This is a genomic window from Sphingobacterium corticibacter, from assembly GCF_003076635.1.
Taxonomy (GTDB): Bacteria; Bacteroidota; Bacteroidia; order Sphingobacteriales; family Sphingobacteriaceae; genus Sphingobacterium; species Sphingobacterium corticibacter.
On the sequence record NZ_QDKG01000001.1, the window covers coordinates 51,281 to 70,014 of the forward strand.

Here is an 18,734-nt window from a genome sequence, read left to right on the forward strand (position 1 = left end):
TTTCTATACTATAGTCGCCGTTGATTGTATAATGTTGCAAATTATTATAAAAAACTTGCTTATAGCAGAAAAGCCACCTGGCAAGGTGGCTCTTTGATCTGTTATGTAAGTTTCTTGATTGCTACTAGTGCTTACTGCACATTAGCTTTTGTGAAGCCCGCTACGTGACCGTCCGATACGTGGATGATCTGTTTGGCTTGAGTACCATTCAACTCGTAGTAACCTGTTACGCCTGCTTTAGATGGTGCATTTACGCGTAGGATAATTCTGCCATCGATTTCAAATGCCGCATAAGCGCCACCCGCATTGGTCGATAATTCTAAACCTTCTACCGGAGTTATCAATTTGGAATTGATATCTACGACGTGGTACTTCCATATTTCACCCGTATTAATATTATTCGGTGTTAATGAAAGCGGCACCGAATTCGAGAATACGATTAGTTTGCCATTTTTGGCCAACAGACCGGTGAATTTACCCGTATCTACCGAATAAATATCGGAGTATTTCAACTCCCAGCTTGTGTCGATGTCCGTTTCCGCTGCTTTGATACGTGCAATTTTCGAACGTCCGCCTAAAGCACCTGGACCACCTTGGCATAGGATGTATAAATCACCGTTGGTATCGAAAGAATACATTTCATTATCATTCACAAAGGCGATGGATTGTGTATTCGGAATCGTGATGGTTTTCTCATATTTCTGCGTAGCCAAATCAATGACTGCAATAGAAACATCATTGAAAACATCGTTGAACATGCCTCTCGCCATACCCGTACCACTGCTATACACCACATCAGCGTAGAGCTTGCCACCTTTAATCGCTAAAAAGTGTTGTCCAATCCCTTGGAAAGTGATACGACTATCATTTCTTTTCAATATAGTTTCGAAATCTACGTCGATCTTGCCAGTTTTTTGTACCAGTTCTGGGTTAAATGTCTGGATCACCCAAGGCTCATTGCCATCCCAGTAATAACCTTTCGTATCGTTTTCGATCACAAAATTTCCAGAACCGTTTAAGGTGTTGCCAGTCAGGATCGATGTGCCGTAAGATATCGATCCTTGCGCACTAATATTCAATTTGTGGATACCGCGTTCAAAGCTCGCATTAAACATTTTATACACATTGCCATTGCGCGTACGCCATCCTTCATTAGCTTGCCCTTGGAAGGCCGAAGGCTGCGTAGCATTGGCAAAAGTTCCCGAAGGAAATTCCGTATAACTGCTCATAAAGCCCGGTTTCAACTGAGTGACCTCGCTCATAGTTTGTAATAGATAGACACTTTCTGTTTCGTTTCCAGGATTTGGAGCGTCATCCGAACAAGCCGTAAATCCGAATAAAGAGAATGCAAGTGCTTGAAATATAAATCTAGTTTTCATGTGCATTGAATAGTTGATAGGTGAGTTTTAAGTGAAAGCTACGTCCGGCGCGTTGTACGCGGAAGTAATCATATAATCGGGCATCCAGCATGTTTTTAACTTCCATGCTGATGCGGTATTTATCTTGTTTCATGCGGTAGCTCAAGCCGCCGCTAAGTAGGTTTTGGTTGGGAATGATGAGGTCGGATGCTACGCTCGCACTGCCTGATAATCCGAGGAAACCTCCGGGCTCGGCTTGGCGAGGAATAGTTTCTAAATAAAACTCGCGCACAAAATTATAATTCAAATACACATCCAATCGATTGTCGGGCTTTCCGACACCATTGATATGTGCATTCAATCCAACATTCGCAAAGAAATACGGTGTATTTTGCAAGCGCGTCCCATTGCGCCACTGGTCACTAGGTAAGTCAAAGCCCATCAGCCGAAGGCTCTGCCAAGTAGCATTTCCTCTCACATCCAAAAAGGAATTGATCGGATGTGCCAAGTCTAGTTCTACGCCATAACCTTCTACGTTGTTGATGTTTTGGAACTGTGCATACGGCGCTAATACCGGTACTAACAGGATTAATCCCTTAGTACGTCGGTAGAAGGTGTTCACTTCGTAGCTCAGATTGCGGAATCGGTTGCGTGTTCCCAAATTAAAGTTGAGACTGCGTTCTGGGTTTAGATCGAAATTCGGAACAGTCCAGACGGCGTCACCAAATAATTCGTCGATCTCTGGAATACGATACGCATATTCTGTCGAGAAGCGCACGTTTCTATCCGCATCCCATTCATATTTTAACGATCCGCCAGCACCGAAGTAGCTTTTGGAAACGGAGGATTCTTCATTCTCCGAAATCGGGCGATTAGCCCAGGCTTCCGTGCCTAATGAACGGTAATGATACCATTTACCCATAAGGGAATAAGACCAGCGATCGCTTACTTTCCCCGACCAGTCCAATCCCAATACTTGTTTGTCAAATCGTGTACGTGCCGAAAGCACGTCTACATCGGAGTCGGCAAAGCGTGGGCCAAATGGATCTTCACCTGTTCGTTTGCTACTTGTCATGGTATAATTGGCAGACAGGATATTGTTCGCATTCCATCTCCAGCTGGCCGTTGTGCGAGAAGTGATTTGTTGTATGCGAATGTCGGATAAGGACGGGCGGCCACTTTCGCCAACACTGCCCGGCGTCGGGGTGAAGTTGCCAAACCAATCGTAGCGACCTTGTATCGTATCGACTGTGTTAAATTTCAAGGTATTGGCCACCACAAATTGTTCAATCGTCAACCGATCGTCGAAGAAGCTGCCGACATAGCGTAAGGTTGGAATGACTGAAGATTGCTTCGCTAAGGCTGCGCCGTAAGGTGAAGTCATCAGCACCGAGTGTTGTTGTTGTCGCTCTACATCAAAATAGGCAAGGCTGAATCGTAAATCTTTGGCCCAGGGCTTATCCTTAACACCGACAAATGCTTCACCATACACGCCGCGATACGCATTGTGAAATAGCTCGACGGATTGCTCGCTCGGATTGCCCGTGCTGGGATCAGGCACCATCACAAAAGCGTTGTAATTATTATCGGAGTAATTATAAAAAGCTTCTAAACCAGTATAAAAGCCATTCTTTTTACGGGTGGATGCGTTGACAGCTATACGATGTGTATTGAAGGACGCGATTTCATAACTGGCATCTAATTGGTCGCCAATGGGTAAATTTTTGGTCACCAAATTGACCGCGCCACCCAAAGCATCTGCTCCCAATGAAATGGGCAACACGCCTTTAAAAACTTCTACTCGCTCTAATGAATTGACAGGGATATTGTGAATGCCGTATCCGCCAGCCAAGTAATTTAGAGGAATGCCATCTTTGAAATAACGCACTGCGCGCCCTTGAAAACCATTGACAGAAACATCCACCGCATTGCCCAAGCCGCCGCTTTGGCGAATGCGCACGCCTGGCGAGCGATTAATCAACTCGGCTAGTGTGACGGGTTGCTCTGCCACCGCACGCGTATCCACGACTACGGCACGAATCGCTTGTTTGCCCGCACGCTCGGTATCGGATTGTCCCACGACTTGCACTTCGGCAATCTGGTTGTCTTCTGCAGAAAGTGTAATTTCTATATAAAGTGGTTTGTTGGCAACTTTATTTACGATCTCTGTACGTAAGCGGTATCCGATGCCGGATAGACTAAGTCTTTGAATGCCGGTTGCGACATCGCGAAAGACAAAGCCTCCCAGTGAATCGGTACTGGCACGCTGATCACCTAAAATTACCGTAATGCCTGCCAAAGGATTAGCTTGCCAATTTTTCACACGACCGTGTATATCCGAGTGTTGCTGGGCGTAAGAAGTGCATATCCAGCAAAAAGTGATGAACAAAAAGAAGCTTGATTTTGTGCTCATGTGGCGGTGGAAATAATATTTTTCGCTAAATTAGATTAAATCTTAATAAAATCAAAGCATTACAGCTGTGCCCGATGATTAGAGCGTATAAGAATTGGTATTTGTTTAGAATATGTCTAAATTAGCGATCTGTTGCTACAAAATACAGAAATTGATACCAATAATAATATGAAAACGAGGGTTTGGCTAGCATGCCTCACAACAATCTTAATAGCAAAGTGGGGAATGGCGCAGGAGCTGTATGATGTAAACATAACGATACAAAATCGGGATCAATCGTCACACATTGGTGAACAATTCTTTATAACAGGAGCCTTTAATGGTTGGAAGCCGGCCGCGGTACTAGTTGGCGCCATACCCAAATATGGCGAAACCATTCAGGTCACTATTCCTTCAGTTCCCAAAGGACTTTTTGAATACAAGTTTACCCGTGGCAATTGGGAAACGTTAGCTTCAACCGCCAAGGGAAATCTGGAAGGGCCGATCAAGCTAATCGTGACTGGAGATACCGCTGTGACGGCCACGATAGACGGTTGGCGCGATGATTTTCCAGCCTCAACAGCCAGTCCGCAAGTTCACATTTTAGACTCTGCATTTTATTTTCCCAAACTAGATGTACAGCGCCGCGTATGGATTTACTTGCCAGAAGGATATGCACAATCTAAAGAAAGCTATCCCGTGATTTACATGCACGATGGACAAGATCTATTTGATGAAGCTACTTCTAAGGGGAGAATTGGTCCGCTAGAATGGCGTGTAGATGAGGCGATTGATGAAGCGAAAGACAAAGCCATTGTAGTAGCTATTGCCCATGCGGAAGATATTCAGCGGCGGCAAAATGAATATTTCGTGCGCCCGACTACATCATTTCCGCAACCATTAGGCGAAGCGTACCTCCAAGATATTGTATCGGTATTGAAACCATATGTCGATCAGCATTACCGTACTAAGTCAGATCGTGCACATACGGCGATGGCGGGAAGTTCCGTAGGCGGTTTGCTCACTTTTTATGCGAGCTTGTTGCATCCAGAAACATTTGGAACAGTTGGTGTACTTTCGCCTTCGATTTGGTTGGATGAAGGCAATATTGACCAAGCCATTGCCCAAATTCCTGTGAAAGATGCATCCTTAACTCCTGATTTTTACTTCTACGGTGGCGGCAATGAGAATCGCATAAAGCCGGATGGCAGTCGCGTACGCATGCATGACGATATCGAGCGCATCATTCAAATGATGCAAAATAGCGGACGAGAAAAGATACAAGTCTCTATCGAACCAGATGGCCGACATGGTGCGTGGTACTGGCAAAAAGCCTTTCCTTATTTCTACAGCTGGTGGACGTCACAGTTTTCCCAAAATGACAATCAATCTTAAATAAGTATTTTATTAATTTTTTTCAAAACATGAATCTACATATCAACAAACATCAGAGAAATGCCGCACGCTTGGTGATGGCTTTAGGATTATTGGGTGCTGCTCACGGTGCTTCGGCACAACAAGTAGAAAAATCTGCTCCAGCTGGAACAGGTATTTATGAAGCGGTCATCAATCAGGCCGATGGACATATTTATGTATCTAGTGCTGGCTCGAGATCAAATCCAGGTGGCGCTTTGTACAAAATTGATCCAGAAACCTTAGCGATTGTCGATAGCATTTCCATGAAAGATAATCCTCCTTTTGGGTTGGGCATCAACAACAAAACGCAAGTGGTGTATACCACCAACACCAGAACCAACTCGGTGAGTGCCGTAGATCTAAAGACTAAAAAAGTATTGGCTACGTTCAACGCTGGAGGCGATAAATCGCATACGCGTGAAGTACTGGTAGACGAAGACAACAATATGGCTTATGTGACTAATGTAGGCGATCCAAGCGATATTTGGGTAATTGATGGTAAAACCAACAAAGTAGTTCGTACCATTCCTAATACGGGTAAAACAACCACCGCATTGGCATTCAATAAGAAGAAAGACAAATTCTTCGCTACGAACATGGGTACAAATGAAATTGCTGTGATCGATATCAAAAGTGGTCAAGTAGAGAAAAGCTATCCGTCTGGCGGTGAATCACCAGTGAACTTAGTGGCTGCTGACGATCGTCTATTTGTGGCTAATCAAAAATCTGGAACGGTTACCGTATTAGATGCGAAAACGGGTGCGGTTTTGAAAAGTATTCCTACAGGAGCAGGTGCGATCGGTATCACGTATGACAAGAAAACTAATCGCGTTTATTCTGCTAACAGACAAACAGGCACAACGACGGTAATCGATGCGAAGTCTTACGAAGTATTGGCGGATCTGCCGACTGGCTCACATCCAAACCACGTGCGTGTCAACCCTAAAACGGGTATTGCATTTGTGGTCAATAAAACAAAAGGTGGCCGCCCTGTGGAAGGACAACCCGCTCCAGCGGCAGACACAAACGGCGATACGCTAACGAAAATCAAATAAAAAACGATATTTGCAGTTTCGGACAGCATAGCATAGCCTATTGGAGACCACAAAGAAAATTTCTATTCCAATGATATACGCAGGCTCCATCGTGAGCCTGCTCGTATTGATCTGGGTTTCGCTATTTACGGGCGTCAAAGACATCGCCATGCGTGATGTTTTCGCGATGAATTCAGATCAGCTATTGGTTTTTACCATTGCGCGCATACCAAGAGCAATCGCGTTGGTGCTTACGGGCGCCGGACTGAGCGTAGCGGGCTTCATTATGCAGCAGCTTTCGCAAAATAAGTTCGTGTCGCCCACGACTGCCGGATCATTGGAAGCGGCGAAGATGGGGATTCTCTTCAGTATTTTGTTGATCCCACAAGCTTCCATAGGCATGAAATCGGTTGCTGCGTTGCTATTTACGCTGGCGGCCAATCTATTGTTTATGCTCATGGTGCGTCGGGTGCGTTTCCGTAGTTCGGTATTCATCCCCTTGGTCGGGATTATGTTTGGCAATATCTTAGCAGCCGTATCTACTTTCTTTGCATTCAAGCACGGCATTGTGCAAAATGTACAAGAATGGATGATTGGTGACTTTTCTTCGGTGTTACAGGGACAGTATGAATCGATTTATCTGATCTTGCCTGCCGTGGTGCTGGCTTACATTTATGCTGATCAGTTTACCATTGTGGGCATGGGAGCTAGCTTTGCCAAGAATTTGGGAATTTCGTACAGTACCATTGTCAATCTGGGTCTGTTTGCCGTTTCGCTTACTGTAAGTGTGAGCGTGGTAACGGCAGGAGCCATTCCATTTCTTGGTCTGATTGTGCCCAATATGGTGAGTATGATGATGGGAGATAATCTCCGCCGCACGTTGCCGATGACGGCGCTGGCTGGTTCGATCTTTCTGCTGTTCTGCGATATTTTAGGCCGTACCATCATCTTTCCATACGAAATACCGATCGGTTTGATGGTGGGCGTTATTGGCGGAATCATCTTTTTATTTTTAATACTAAGACGAAACCGATGAAGCAGCGCAATAAGATAATCGCAATGATATTGATGATGGTGACCATCATCGCTCTGTTCATGCTGTACAACACAGGTCCGAATTTGGATTATGTGATTCCGCGTCGTGCAATACGTCTCGCGACCATCTTATTGGTGGGCATTAGCGTAGCCTATTCTTCGTTGATTTTTCAGACGATTACGAACAATAAGATTCTGACGCCTGCTATTATGGGCTACGAATCGGTGTTTATATTGTTCCAGACGGTGATCGTCTTTATATATGGAGATAAGACCTTTCAGGTGATTACGCATCAGGATAATTTTTTCTATGCCGTCTTGCTGATGATGGCGTTTTCCTTTCTGATGTACGTGCTGATTTTTGGCAAAAGCAAGCAGAATATCTATCACTTGCTGCTATTGGGCTTGGTGCTAGGTGCTTTGTTTCAGACATTTGGTCAGTTTTTGCAGATCGTAATCGATCCCAACGAATTTTCGGTCATTCAAGGATTCATGTTTGTTTCATTTAATAAGATAAACACGGATTTGTTGCTGATTGCTGGCGTAACGCTGCTGGGTGCATTGCTCTTTGGTCAGCGTTATCTCAAATATCTGGATGTCATCGCCCTTGGGCGTGAGCACGCGGTGAATTTGGGATTGAATTATAATAAATTGGTCAAGATTTACATGCTACTGATCTCGCTCTTGGTGTCGGTATCTACCGCATTGGTCGGTCCGGTTACCTTCTTGGGCATTTTAGTAACTAATCTTACCTACGAATTATTTCAAACGCGCAAACACCGTTACATGGTGTGGCTCTGTAGTGGCATAGCTTGTGTAGCCTTGTTATTAGGGCAATTTTTGGTGGAGCATATTTTCAACTTTTCGACGACAGTCAGTATTGTCGTTAATTTTGTGGGAGGACTCTATTTTATGTATTTGATGCTTAAAACAAGGAAAGCAATATGATCTGTTTCGAAAAAATCACCAAGACATACGGTAAGCGCCTCGTGCTGGATAATATCTCTTGCAGCTTGCCCAAAGGAAAAATTACCTCGTTGATCGGGCCGAATGGAGCAGGGAAAAGTACCTTGCTTTCTATCATTAGTCGGCTGCTAGATGCCGATCAAGGTAAGATTTACTTAGACGATATATGTATCAGCGATTATAAAAGTGGAGATTTGGCCAAGCGTTTGTCGATTTTACGGCAGTCCAATCATATTGATCTTCGGCTTACCGTGCGAGATTTGGTGGCCTTCGGCCGATTTCCGTATTCCAAAGGTCGATTGACGGCCGATGATCAGGTGCAGATCGATAAAGCGATTCATTTCGCACAGCTCGAAGATATGGCTCATAGCTACATCGACGAACTGAGTGGCGGTCAACGGCAACGCGCCTTTATCGCGATGATTATTGCGCAGGATACCGATTACATTTTGCTGGACGAACCGCTGAACAATTTGGATATGAAGCATGCTGTTCTCGTGATGAAAACGCTGCGACGCCTAGTCGATGAACTCGGGAAAACGGTGGTTATCGTAATTCATGAGATTAATTTTGCGGCGCAATACTCTGATTATATTATTGCTATGAAGGATGGCAAGATCGTATATAATGACGAGACAGATCAGGTCGTGCAAGCGCACACCTTAAAAGAAGTATTCGGCATAGACTTCGATATCATTACTAAAAACGGGAAAAATATTTGTAATTATTTCAATATAGAAACATGAAAAATCTTTTAAAATTAGCGAGCATCGCTTGCCTTTTGTTCACGATAGTAAGCTGCAATAATAGCAGTTCTGAAAACGAAAACACCGCTTCGGATTCGACAGTGATTAGTCACAAACTGGGCAATACTACCATTTATGGCCAGCCCACAAAAATTGTGGTATTCGATTTCGGATCGCTAGAAACCTTAAATGAGTTGGGCATTAAGCCCGTAGGTATTCCTAAAAACTATACGCCGGATCATTTAGCTGCGCTAAAAGACGACGCGCAAGTAGCAGATGCTGGTGGACTGATGGAACCCAACTTTGAAAAGATCAATAGTCTAGCACCAGATCTAATTATTATTTCGCCAAGACAAGAGCGTTTCTACGATGAGTTTGTCAAGATTGCACCGACTGTATTTGTCGATATCGACAATAGCAACTACATGAAATCTTTTGAAGAAAATTCCTTGATGTTAGGCAAGTTGGTCGGACAGGAAGAAGTCGTGAAAGAAAAAATTGCCGCTACCAAAGAGAAGTTGAAACAAGCGCAGGAACAATTGAAAAGCAATACCGAGAATGCCTTGATTGCCATGCACAACAATGGTCGTTTTAGCGTGTATGGTGCCGGTTCTCGTTTTGGTTTTATCCATGCTGAATTGGGCGTAAAACCAGCCGTAGATCAATTAGAAGAAGCGACACATGGACAAAAGGTGTCAAACGAGTTTATTGTAGAAACTGATCCAGATTACCTATTTATCGTTGACCGCAACGAAGCAGTAAAAGGAAAAGGCGCGGATAAAAGCGAAATCGAAAATAAACTGATTCAGCAAACGAAAGCCTATAAACAAGGACATATCGTTTACCTGAATCCACAAGTGTGGTATTTATCGGGCGGAGGCATTACTTCGACCAATATGATGATAGACGAGGCGCTGAACGTGCTGAAAAAAGGATAGCGATGGAACGACCTGTGATTGCCAAACACGTATTTCGGGTTTGGGAAAAAGAATACAAAACTCCACATTACATCCGAATCACGCTGGAAGGAGAGGGCGCCAAGGAATTTGCGGCCTGTAGTTTGGGCGCGAACAATAAAATAATGATTCCGCCGGCGGGTCAGAAAGAAGTGAAGTTAGCAGTGTGGGATGAAGCCAATAGTGAGTGGATCTTGCCAGCAGAGCACGAAAGGCCTCTTATTCGTACGTATACGCATCGGGCAATTGATGTTGAGAATAATCGGATTGTGATCGAGTTTGTGGATCATGGTGATACGGGACCAGCCTCTTCGTGGGCGCGTCGCGCCGAAAAAGGCGATGAATTGGGTGTGGCGATGAAAATCCGAAAAAGCACTTTATATCCGGAAGCTGATTGGTATTTATTGGTTGGCGACGCAACAGCTATTCCGGTTTTGCGTGTTATTTTAGAATCATTGCCGGCGAGTGCAACAGGTCATTGTATCGTAGAAGTGCACGGACAGGAAGATGTGCAAGCCGACCTTAATCATCCGGGATTTACCATTGATTGGGTTTTTAATACGAACCCAGCAGCCGGAAGTACGCTACATCAAAAAGTGGTGGATACCATCATTCCGGCAGGAAAAGAATGTTTCGGCTATGTAGCCTGTGAATATCAAAGTGTAAAACAGATCCGCGAGCATTTCAAGAGCACATTGGGTTGGGACAATAAATCGTTCTACGCATTTTCGTATTGGAAAGCAGGTACGGCCGAAGATAAATCGGCTGAGGAGCGTCGTGACGAAAGTAAATAAGAATCGTATGGCAACGGAAGAAGAATTACAGGGCATTGCAGCACAGCTGCGCTGCCCTGATGGCCAACATGGTGTACAGGTTGGCGATAATATGAATGAGACCAATATCGATATGACCTTGCAGACGCTAGCTGCGCTGCAGTTAGCTGATGGTGATCAGGTGCTGGAGTTAGGTTATGGCAATGGCGGTCATCTTACCCAATTGATAGATTGCGCTAAAGATTTAAACTATGTGGGTGTCGATATCTCGCAAACGATGCAGACTGAAGCGCAGCAGCTCAATGCGGCACTGATGACGCAACATGCGATCTGCTTCGACTGTTATGACGGATCGCTGCTTCCTTATTCGGATCAGTCTTTTCATAAAATTTTCACCGTGAATACGGTCTATTTCTGGACAGATCCAACAGCGATGTTGCGAGAGCTGGCGCGCGTGGCTAAGCCTGATGCGATGTTAGCCATCACCTTTGCTAGCAAGTCTTTTATGCAAACTCTTCCATTCACGCAGTATGGATTTACATTGTACGAACCAGAAGATTTGGAAGATTTGTTGCGCGATAGCGCTTGGACGATGGCAGATCTGCAAAGGCGGACAGAGCAAGTACGTAGTAAGGTAGGAGATCTGGTCGAGCGCATCTATTACATCGCGCTATTGCGACAGCGTTAAATCCCTTCGTGATTCTTCTCTTAAATTGAATCGGCATTATGCCGTTTCGATAATTCCTCCGTTATTTGTAGGACAGTAAGAGGGCTAAACAAAGGAGGGCTTGATGAAGAAGAACGAAGCAGATCCAAAGCAAAAATCGATCGGAGAAGCGTCGCAAGAAGCGTTGACTTCGCAGGTGTATGAAAAGCTGATAAATCATAATTTTATCGTCAATAAACAACGGAAGATCGTGATTGAAGGGCTAATTTCTCAAGAAGAACGTACTACGGCGGAACAACTTTGGTTAAAAATCTATAAGACGAAAAAGATTAGTATCACTACCGTGTACAATACCTTAAATATTCTTTGTAGAAATGGTATTGCATACAAGTTTTATGACGAGATCAACCAAGCATTTTACATGATTGACCAGACATTTTTCTTGTAAGCTGGCCTCATACAGATGTCGTGAGCAACACCAATACGAATTGCACAATCAGTGCAAGATCCAATAAATACACGGCATGATAATGCTTTTGCTGCGCTACAAAAATAAACTGGCGCAACAAAATGAATATAAAGAGATTGGTGATCCACAATCCCACTTGGATGGGTAAAGTAAAAGGAGCAAATGCAATCAGCAACGTATGGAAGGCAATCAACACATAATTTAATTGTATTGCCTTTTGCTCGCCAATCATGGTTGGCACCGTTTTCAAATTGTAGTAAGAATCTTGTTTGATATCTCGCACATCAAACGGAAGCGTACATACCAAGAGAAAAAAGATTTTAACGATACCCAAAAAGTTGGCAGCGATCCAATTGATCGCATGACCATCCATCCACGCTTCCACGACAGGCAATCCTACCGTACTCAGCGACCAAAGCACGGCAATATGAAACAACTTTAGTCCTGGAATCTGACGTAAGCCGCCGGTGTTTTTTCCCAACCGAAGAAAAGGAATGTTGTACAGTAAACTCAATACACCGATAAATCCCAGATACAGCATGGTGTACCAGTGGATGTGCCATACGCTATACGCTAACAACAATCCCGCAAGAACAGTAACGCTTACCATCGCTTGCTGATGACCAAAAAACCATCGGGTTCGTGCAAAGGGAGAGTCAGCAGGCTTTGCAGGTTTTGCGTAAAACAAGCTCATATTATACAGAGCAACCGTGGAGCAGCCTTCGATGAGTAGTATAAAGGGGTTTGTTGGCAGATCAAGAATTAAGTAAGTCAGTGCGCTCTGCGCCACACTCGCTAGCGCAATGATGCCATTAGAAAAGACTAATATCCGAAAGGCGTGAACCAGAAGCTTCATATCTGCACTTGACCAAAAACTTGTTTAAACATTCTTCTAAAACTTGGGTTTTTTTAATATAAAAGCTAAATTAGTTAAAGTTACGGGTCTTTAGGTCAATCAAATAACGATTTGGCTGGAAATAATAAATATCTCGTAATCTATAAACCTAACACAATACTTGAGAGAGATGAGTTTCCAAATTAATACCTTTGAAGCCTATCAAGCGGCTTATGACAAAAGCGTTTCTGATCCCGAAGCTTTCTGGGGAGAAATTGCTGAACACTTTTTCTGGAAGAGAAAATGGACCAATGTGCTTAACTGGAATTTTAAGGAACCAGATATTCGTTGGTTCGAAGGCGCGAAGTTAAATATCACCGAAAACTGTCTAGATAGGCATATTTATCAGAATGGTGACAAGCCCGCAATTATCTGGGAACCCAATGATCCGCAAGAGGCACATCGCGTACTTACGTACAAGCAATTATTAGCTAAAGTAGAGCAATTTGCACATGTGCTCAAAAACAACAACGTGAAGAAGGGCGATCGCGTATGCATTTACTTACCGATGGTTCCCGAGTTAGCGATTGCTACTTTAGCCTGTGCGCGAATCGGTGCGATTCATTCGGTCGTATTTGGTGGTTTCTCCGCGACATCTATTGCCGATCGTATCAACGATGCCGAATGTAAACTGGTCATAACCTCAGACGGTGGATTTAGAGGCAATAAAGTGTTGGAACTGAAAAACATTGTCGACGATGCGTTGGTGCAATGCAAATCCGTCGAGCGTGTTATCGTATTGACACGATCACGCACGCCTGTGTCGATGATAAAAGGGCGCGATGTCTGGTGGGAAGATGAAATTTCGAAAGTAGAAACGCAAGGAAATCTTGCCTGCCCAGCAGAAGAGATGGATTCCGAAGATCCTTTATTCATTTTATATACTTCTGGTTCTACCGGTACGCCGAAAGGTGTGGTTCACAGCACGGCTGGATATATGGTATATACCGGTTATACTTTCTCTAATGTATTTCAATATCAACCCGATGAGGTTTACTTCTGTACGGCCGATATTGGTTGGATCACTGGTCATTCCTACATCGTTTATGGACCACTTTCTCAAGGCGCCACTTCGGTGATGTTCGAAGGAATACCAACCTTTCCAGATGCAGGCCGTTTTTGGGATATCGTAGCAAAACATAAAGTGAATATTCTGTATACAGCTCCTACCGCCATCCGATCTTTAATGGCATTTGGCGATGAATACTTGGAAAATAAAGATTTAAGCAGTATTCGTAAATTAGGTTCTGTGGGTGAGCCAATCAACGAAGAAGCTTGGAATTGGTTCAGCGAAAAGATCGGTGGGGGTGAAGCTCCAATCACCGATACGTGGTGGCAAACAGAAAATGGTGGAATCTTAATCGCGCCATTAGCAGGTGTGTCGCCAACAATTCCAGGTTATGCCATGTTGCCGCTTCCTGGTGTGCAACCTTGTTTGATGGACGAAAATGGAAAAGAGATTGTAGAAAATGATGTCACCGGAAATTTGTGTATCAAGTTTCCTTGGCCTGGTATGCTGCGCACCACCTGGGGCGATCATGAGCGTTGCAAGAAAACCTATTTCTCCACGTATGAAGATATGTACTTCACAGGCGATGGTTGCTACCGTAACAAAGATGGTTATTATCGTATTACTGGACGCGTAGATGATGTCTTGAATGTTTCCGGACATCGTATCGGTACAGCAGAGGTAGAAAACGCGATCAATATGCACTCCGACGTGGTCGAATCGGCTATCGTGGGCTATCCGCACTCGGTAAAAGGACAAGGAATTTATGCTTATGTAATCGCTAATCATCATGGTAATGAAGACGAGACGAAGCAGAATATCTTGCAGACGGTAACGCGATTAATTGGTGCAATCGCGAAACCTGATGTGATTCAGTTCGTCGATGATCTGCCGAAAACACGATCCGGCAAAATCATGCGTAGAATATTGCGCAAAATCGCTGAAGGCGATACCGATAATTTTGGTGATACGTCGACATTGCTCGATCCATCAATCGTAGAGAAAATCGTTGCCGGAGCGAAAGAGCAGAAGAAATAATAGAGTTGATAGCGTAAAGAAGGTTGATAAAGATGCCGCATTAGATTGCCACAACCTCGTGCCTCGGCGCCGCAATGACGCAATATTTAATCAAAAAAGCCGTCTGATCTAGATCAGACGGCTTTTTTGATGTTATTCCGTTAAGAAAAACTACAAATTTTTCTTAACCAATTCTGGGTTGATGACCACCGCTGCTTTTTCGCGTTCTTTACCACGCATATGCGTCACAGAGATCGGTCCTTTGATATCTACCGTGAAATCGCTAATCTGGTCAGATGCCAATTGCTTCGCCTTCGCTTTGAAAGATAACTCAATAAAACCTTGGTTATAAATCAATCCTTTGTCGCCCGGCTTGTTACTAGCGTCGAATTGAGGCAAATCCAAGCGTTTGATTTTGATTTTGTAATCTGAGCTCGTTTCTGGAGTTAATGCATGGCGCGTTTCCCGAGTACCAAAGTTGTATGCCGCATTCCCAACATACGCTTTCTTCAGATCCATGGTGCCATCAGCAGCAACAGGGACTTCGATGTATAATTTGATGCCCTCTTTCACAGACTTTAGTTTGTAATCTTCCGTTTGATCGGTCTGTACCTCATCGTAACCGGTGTTTTTTGCCGTAATCTGGAAACGACGTACTTTAACGGCATTCCCTTTAGGATCAACGCTTTCATAAACCAACGGCGTAATATCATTGCTTTGTCCTTCGATCTCCGAACCTTCTGCGGCATATAATACGCGAACAAATTTTGTGCTGTGTGTTTTGCCTTCGGCAGTAAAAGTACCCACATCTTTCGCTTTTTTATCCGAAGTCAATGTGGTTTCATTTGCTGGAGTCTTGCCGTGATCTTCACTATGTGCGAACGATGTCGCTGCGCTAAGGGTAAGTCCGCAAGCTAAAAGAACAAGTTGTTTGCTAAATTTCATTGTCGATGATTTTAAATAGTGTGTTTCTTTACACAAACATACTATTTAAAATGATTCTAAACAATAAAAGCGCTGATTTTATCCTATATGCTGTAAAATTTTGTCTGCTAATACATCTGATAGTTTGTAGTAACTTTCTACCGTCCAGCCAGCCACATGCGGACTTAATAATACATTATCTCGACTTGTTAGATCCGCAAACCAAAATTGCTCGGCCAATGCTGGAAATTTTTCTACTGGCAATACATCGAATGCCGCGCCACGGATTTTTCCTTCATCCAATCCTTTCAGCACGGCAGCTACATTGACAATAGCGCCACGCGCTCCCATCAGAAAGAAGATAGGTTTGCGAAAATGACGTAAGTATTCCTCGTCTACCAAGCCTTTCGTTTCTCTAGTCAATGGAATATGGAAGCTGAGCACATCTGCGCGCTTTACGATTTCTTCCATCGATACTTCGCGCGCGTACTGATCGGAGAAACCAGTTTTGTATTTGTCGTAAGCAATTACCTCCACCTCAAAACCCGACAATTTTTTGGCCATGGCTTGTCCATTGTGCCCATAGCCAATTAATGCCACAGTAGATCCTTTGAGTTCGAGTCCACGGTTCTCTTCGCGCAGCCATTGTTGATCAGTAATCTGTTGATGGGCGCGACGCAAATTGTTCATCAAGCTAAGCAACATGCCGATCATGTGCTCGCCTACAGCATCGCGATTGCCTTCGTTGGCTGGGAAGAGCTGAATGCCGCGTTGCTGCGCTGCCACTTCATCAATATTATCCATACCTGCACCAGCTCGGCCGATAAAACGTAGTTTGGGTGCGTGAAGCAGAAAAGCTTCATCCACAAAAAACTTAGAACGAATAATCAATCCTTCGGCATCTTTTACCAGTTCTTCCGCTTCTTGGCGAGAAATATCAGGTTGATAGATCAACTCAACATTTGCTTGTTGAAGTTTTTCGAGGAATATCGGATGTATATCGTCTACAATAAGAATGCGTGTTGTCATCAGGATGGATTGATAGTCAAAAAATCTTGCTTTAATAATTTGTTGAGCGAGGCTTCGCTCCATTTGGCCGGCATCGCCCGCATCAAGGCATTGCGGATCGGCACCAGAATCGGATTGGACCATTGTGCGATCTGGCCGATTCGCCAAGAAGTGTCCGTGATATAGCGTGTGCGCGCCAATCTTCTACGCTGAAAATTTACAAACGCTTGTTCCTGCGTTTGGTTCTTTTTTAATTCATCAGTCAATACCGCCACATCTTCCAACGCTTGACAAGCGCCTTGTCCCATATTGGGCGTTGTCGCATGTGCTGCATCGCCAATTAAGAGAATGTTGCCAAAAGCGAATTGCGATAGCGGCTTGATGTCCACAATATCATTCCACAATAGATCTTCTTGCGCGGTATGCGTTAAGATCGCGGGAATAGGAGCGTGGTAATTGCCAAAGTGTTGAAGTAGATCGTGCGGTGTGTAGTTTTTATACTTTTCGTCTTGCGCCTTGGCATTCAGACAGGCGTACCAATATACACGATCGCGTACGAGCGGCGTCATGCCAAATCGGCCTTGGGTTCCCCAAGTTTCAGAACCATGTTTCAGTCCAATATGCGCATTAGCGATCGTAGCGCGCCAACAGGTATAACCCGCGTAGCGCGGCTTAGCATTTGGCAACAATTGTTGGCGGATTGGCGATTTCACACCGTCGGCGACGATCAGATAGCGACAGCGATAAGTGCTGCCATCGGCAAAAAAGAGTTGTATACTTTCTTGCTGCCGTTCGTAGCGCAGGATTCGTTTGCCGAGCAAGATTTGGTCGGCATTTATTTTTGATTGCAGAAAAGTGTGCAAATCCGCCCGATGTACGGTGAGGTTTTTTTGCTGGTACTGCGTACCTAAACGCGCGGTATCAGGCGCAATCAGCACACGGCCTTCATCGTCGAGAATATTGTAGGTTTCAGTATAAAAACCGATTTGCTCTGCTTCCTCTCGTAATCCGAGGTAGTCAAAAGCGCGCATCGCATTGGCCGCGAGGCCAAATCCAGCTCCAATGCCGCGAAGTACAGATGCTTGTTCGAAAATTAGAAAATCTTTGCCCAAGGCATTTAGGGAAATGCCCATACTCAATCCTGCTACTCCGCCGCCGATGATGGCAAATTCACAGTCTAGGCTTTTCATAGTGCGGCGGCAATCTCGTTGGTGAGGTTTTCGAAATCCGAAACTGTTAAACGCTCTGCGCGTAGTTCGTACAAAGGATTGTCCGTCATGCGGTCTTTTGGAATTACGGCCGACAACGCATTGCGGAGCGTTTTACGACGTTGGTTGAAGCCTGCTTTCACCACGCGCCAGAAAAGTTTCTCATCGCAATCTAGCGTAACTCTTTCATTGCGCGTCATGCGCATCACGCCCGAAAGTACTTTTGGTGGTGGCGTAAAAGCACCTGCTTTGACCGTGAAAAGATATTCGACCTCGTAGTATGCTTGCAGAAAAACACTCAAAATACCATATTCTTTGCTGCCCGGTTTGGCGACACAGCGCTCGGCTACTTCTTTTTGAAACATACCAACCATCTGCACCACTTTCTGGCGTTCGTCTAAGATCTTGAATAAAATCTGCGAAGAGATGTTGTATGGGAAGTTGCCGATGATCGCTAAGCTATCCGGGAAATGCTGGCTGAAATCTAACGCCAAAAAGTCGCCATGAATTAATCGATCCCCTAAGTTCGGATATTGGTTGGCGAGGTAACCCACCGATTCCTCATCCACATCAATGAGCCAAGTTTGGTAGTTTTCTTCGCGCGTTAGCAAGAAATCTGATAAGACTCCCATGCCCGGACCTACTTCCAACACTTGCTTAAATCCCAATTCGGGTTGCAAAGCATCGACAATACGCAAGGCTGCAGATTTGTCGTTCAGGAAATGTTGGCCAAGGTGTTTTTTCGCGCGTACTGTACTCATAGTGCTTGTTTGATGTATCAAAAGTACGCAAAAAACTCGGGGAGACCGATTTTAAATAGTTGCCATTTCCCCTTTTACTGTTTACTTTTGAGCAATCAGC

General features: G+C 44.4%; 17 protein-coding genes. 10 read left to right on the plus strand and 7 right to left on the minus strand.

Annotated features, from left to right (window positions below; genetic code table 11):
- Window positions 1-131 precede the first annotated feature (131 nt).
- Window positions 132-1,379, minus strand: a complete 1,248-nt coding sequence (locus tag DC487_RS00190; RefSeq protein ID WP_116773926.1) for a hypothetical protein — start codon at window positions 1,377-1,379, stop codon at window positions 132-134.
- Window positions 1,369-3,771 carry a TonB-dependent receptor domain-containing protein gene (locus DC487_RS00195; RefSeq protein WP_116773927.1) on the minus strand — a complete coding sequence of 801 codons (2,403 nt, stop codon included), beginning with the start codon at window positions 3,769-3,771 and terminating at the stop codon, window positions 1,369-1,371. Before DC487_RS00195 ends, DC487_RS00190 begins: the two co-directional genes overlap by 11 nt.
- Window positions 3,772-3,939: 168 nt before the next feature.
- On the opposite strand from DC487_RS00195, the gene DC487_RS00200 reads away from it, so the two are divergent.
- The 9 genes from DC487_RS00200 (at window position 3,940) to DC487_RS00240 (ending at window position 11,791) form a co-directional block, all read left to right on the plus strand.
- Complete coding sequence (locus DC487_RS00200; protein WP_133228285.1) at window positions 3,940-5,145, plus strand: alpha/beta hydrolase; 1,206 nt, start codon at window positions 3,940-3,942, stop codon at window positions 5,143-5,145.
- Between the two features lie 29 nt (window positions 5,146-5,174).
- Complete coding sequence (locus tag DC487_RS00205; protein WP_116773929.1) at window positions 5,175-6,221, plus strand: YncE family protein; 1,047 nt, start codon at window positions 5,175-5,177, stop codon at window positions 6,219-6,221.
- A 70-nt stretch (window positions 6,222-6,291) separates the two neighbouring features.
- The gene (locus DC487_RS00210; protein ID WP_116774985.1) at window positions 6,292-7,236 is read left to right on the plus strand and encodes an ABC transporter permease; all 945 of its coding nucleotides are present in this window, start codon (window positions 6,292-6,294) and stop codon (window positions 7,234-7,236) included.
- Window positions 7,233-8,183 carry an iron chelate uptake ABC transporter family permease subunit gene (locus tag DC487_RS00215; protein ID WP_116773930.1) on the plus strand — a complete coding sequence of 317 codons (951 nt, stop codon included), beginning with the start codon at window positions 7,233-7,235 and terminating at the stop codon, window positions 8,181-8,183. The genes DC487_RS00210 and DC487_RS00215 overlap by 4 nt, the downstream gene beginning before the upstream one ends.
- Window positions 8,180-8,947 carry an iron ABC transporter ATP-binding protein gene (locus DC487_RS00220; RefSeq protein ID WP_116773931.1) on the plus strand — a complete coding sequence of 256 codons (768 nt, stop codon included), beginning with the start codon at window positions 8,180-8,182 and terminating at the stop codon, window positions 8,945-8,947. Before DC487_RS00215 ends, DC487_RS00220 begins: the two co-directional genes overlap by 4 nt.
- Complete coding sequence (locus DC487_RS00225) at window positions 8,944-9,885, plus strand: siderophore ABC transporter substrate-binding protein (RefSeq protein ID WP_116773932.1); 942 nt, start codon at window positions 8,944-8,946, stop codon at window positions 9,883-9,885. Before DC487_RS00220 ends, DC487_RS00225 begins: the two co-directional genes overlap by 4 nt.
- A gap of 2 nt (window positions 9,886-9,887) precedes the next feature.
- Window positions 9,888-10,697 carry a siderophore-interacting protein gene (locus DC487_RS00230; protein WP_116773933.1) on the plus strand — a complete coding sequence of 270 codons (810 nt, stop codon included), beginning with the start codon at window positions 9,888-9,890 and terminating at the stop codon, window positions 10,695-10,697.
- A 7-nt stretch (window positions 10,698-10,704) separates the two neighbouring features.
- Entirely contained in the window at window positions 10,705-11,364 is a 660-nt protein-coding gene (locus DC487_RS00235; protein ID WP_133228288.1) for a class I SAM-dependent methyltransferase, read from the plus strand.
- Between the two features lie 103 nt (window positions 11,365-11,467).
- On the plus strand, window positions 11,468-11,791 hold the full coding sequence (locus DC487_RS00240; RefSeq protein ID WP_116773935.1) for a transcriptional repressor: 324 nt from the start codon (window positions 11,468-11,470) through the stop codon (window positions 11,789-11,791).
- 7 nt (window positions 11,792-11,798) lie between these two features.
- Here DC487_RS00240 and DC487_RS00245 read toward each other — a convergent pair whose 3' ends face one another.
- The gene (locus DC487_RS00245; protein WP_116773936.1) at window positions 11,799-12,668 is read right to left on the minus strand and encodes a UbiA prenyltransferase family protein; all 870 of its coding nucleotides are present in this window, start codon (window positions 12,666-12,668) and stop codon (window positions 11,799-11,801) included.
- Between the two features lie 169 nt (window positions 12,669-12,837).
- Between DC487_RS00245 and acs the strand changes: the two genes are divergently transcribed.
- Window positions 12,838-14,754, plus strand: a complete 1,917-nt coding sequence (gene acs / locus DC487_RS00250) for an acetate--CoA ligase (protein ID WP_116773937.1) — start codon at window positions 12,838-12,840, stop codon at window positions 14,752-14,754.
- A 150-nt stretch (window positions 14,755-14,904) separates the two neighbouring features.
- Here the strand turns inward: acs and DC487_RS00255 are convergent, their stop codons facing one another.
- The 4 genes from DC487_RS00255 to rsmA all read right to left on the minus strand — a co-directional run bounded on the left by DC487_RS00255 (window position 14,905) and on the right by rsmA (window position 18,634).
- Window positions 14,905-15,678, minus strand: coding sequence for a hypothetical protein (locus tag DC487_RS00255; protein ID WP_116773938.1), 774 nt, complete (start codon window positions 15,676-15,678; stop codon window positions 14,905-14,907).
- A 78-nt stretch (window positions 15,679-15,756) separates the two neighbouring features.
- Window positions 15,757-16,686, minus strand: a complete 930-nt coding sequence (locus DC487_RS00260) for an NAD(P)-dependent oxidoreductase (RefSeq protein ID WP_116773939.1) — start codon at window positions 16,684-16,686, stop codon at window positions 15,757-15,759.
- Window positions 16,686-17,855 (minus strand): FAD-dependent monooxygenase, encoded by a 1,170-nt coding sequence (locus tag DC487_RS00265; RefSeq protein WP_116773940.1) that lies wholly within the window; start codon window positions 17,853-17,855, stop codon window positions 16,686-16,688. Before DC487_RS00265 ends, DC487_RS00260 begins: the two co-directional genes overlap by 1 nt.
- Window positions 17,852-18,634 carry a 16S rRNA (adenine(1518)-N(6)/adenine(1519)-N(6))-dimethyltransferase RsmA gene (gene rsmA / locus DC487_RS00270; protein ID WP_116773941.1) on the minus strand — a complete coding sequence of 261 codons (783 nt, stop codon included), beginning with the start codon at window positions 18,632-18,634 and terminating at the stop codon, window positions 17,852-17,854. Before rsmA ends, DC487_RS00265 begins: the two co-directional genes overlap by 4 nt.
- Window positions 18,635-18,734 lie beyond the last annotated feature (100 nt).

Excerpts from the sequence above, each read along its gene's own strand:
- DC487_RS00190 (WP_116773926.1), bottom strand. The coding sequence starts at position 1,379 with ATGAAAACTAGATTTATATTTCAAGCACTTGCATTCTCTTTATTCGGA.
- DC487_RS00195 (WP_116773927.1), bottom strand. The coding sequence starts at position 3,771 with ATGAGCACAAAATCAAGCTTCTTTTTGTTCATCACTTTTTGCTGGATA.
- DC487_RS00200 (WP_133228285.1), top strand. The coding sequence starts at position 3,940 with ATGAAAACGAGGGTTTGGCTAGCATGCCTCACAACAATCTTAATAGCA.
- DC487_RS00205 (WP_116773929.1), top strand. The coding sequence starts at position 5,175 with ATGAATCTACATATCAACAAACATCAGAGAAATGCCGCACGCTTGGTG.
- DC487_RS00210 (WP_116774985.1), top strand. The coding sequence starts at position 6,292 with ATGATATACGCAGGCTCCATCGTGAGCCTGCTCGTATTGATCTGGGTT.
- DC487_RS00215 (WP_116773930.1), top strand. The coding sequence starts at position 7,233 with ATGAAGCAGCGCAATAAGATAATCGCAATGATATTGATGATGGTGACC.
- DC487_RS00220 (WP_116773931.1), top strand. The coding sequence starts at position 8,180 with ATGATCTGTTTCGAAAAAATCACCAAGACATACGGTAAGCGCCTCGTG.
- DC487_RS00225 (WP_116773932.1), top strand. The coding sequence starts at position 8,944 with ATGAAAAATCTTTTAAAATTAGCGAGCATCGCTTGCCTTTTGTTCACG.
- DC487_RS00230 (WP_116773933.1), top strand. The coding sequence starts at position 9,888 with ATGGAACGACCTGTGATTGCCAAACACGTATTTCGGGTTTGGGAAAAA.
- DC487_RS00235 (WP_133228288.1), top strand. The coding sequence starts at position 10,705 with ATGGCAACGGAAGAAGAATTACAGGGCATTGCAGCACAGCTGCGCTGC.
- DC487_RS00240 (WP_116773935.1), top strand. The coding sequence starts at position 11,468 with ATGAAGAAGAACGAAGCAGATCCAAAGCAAAAATCGATCGGAGAAGCG.
- DC487_RS00245 (WP_116773936.1), bottom strand. The coding sequence starts at position 12,668 with ATGAAGCTTCTGGTTCACGCCTTTCGGATATTAGTCTTTTCTAATGGC.
- acs (WP_116773937.1), top strand. The coding sequence starts at position 12,838 with ATGAGTTTCCAAATTAATACCTTTGAAGCCTATCAAGCGGCTTATGAC.
- DC487_RS00255 (WP_116773938.1), bottom strand. The coding sequence starts at position 15,678 with ATGAAATTTAGCAAACAACTTGTTCTTTTAGCTTGCGGACTTACCCTT.
- DC487_RS00260 (WP_116773939.1), bottom strand. The coding sequence starts at position 16,686 with ATGACAACACGCATTCTTATTGTAGACGATATACATCCGATATTCCTC.
- DC487_RS00265 (WP_116773940.1), bottom strand. The coding sequence starts at position 17,855 with ATGAAAAGCCTAGACTGTGAATTTGCCATCATCGGCGGCGGAGTAGCA.
- rsmA (WP_116773941.1), bottom strand. The coding sequence starts at position 18,634 with ATGAGTACAGTACGCGCGAAAAAACACCTTGGCCAACATTTCCTGAAC.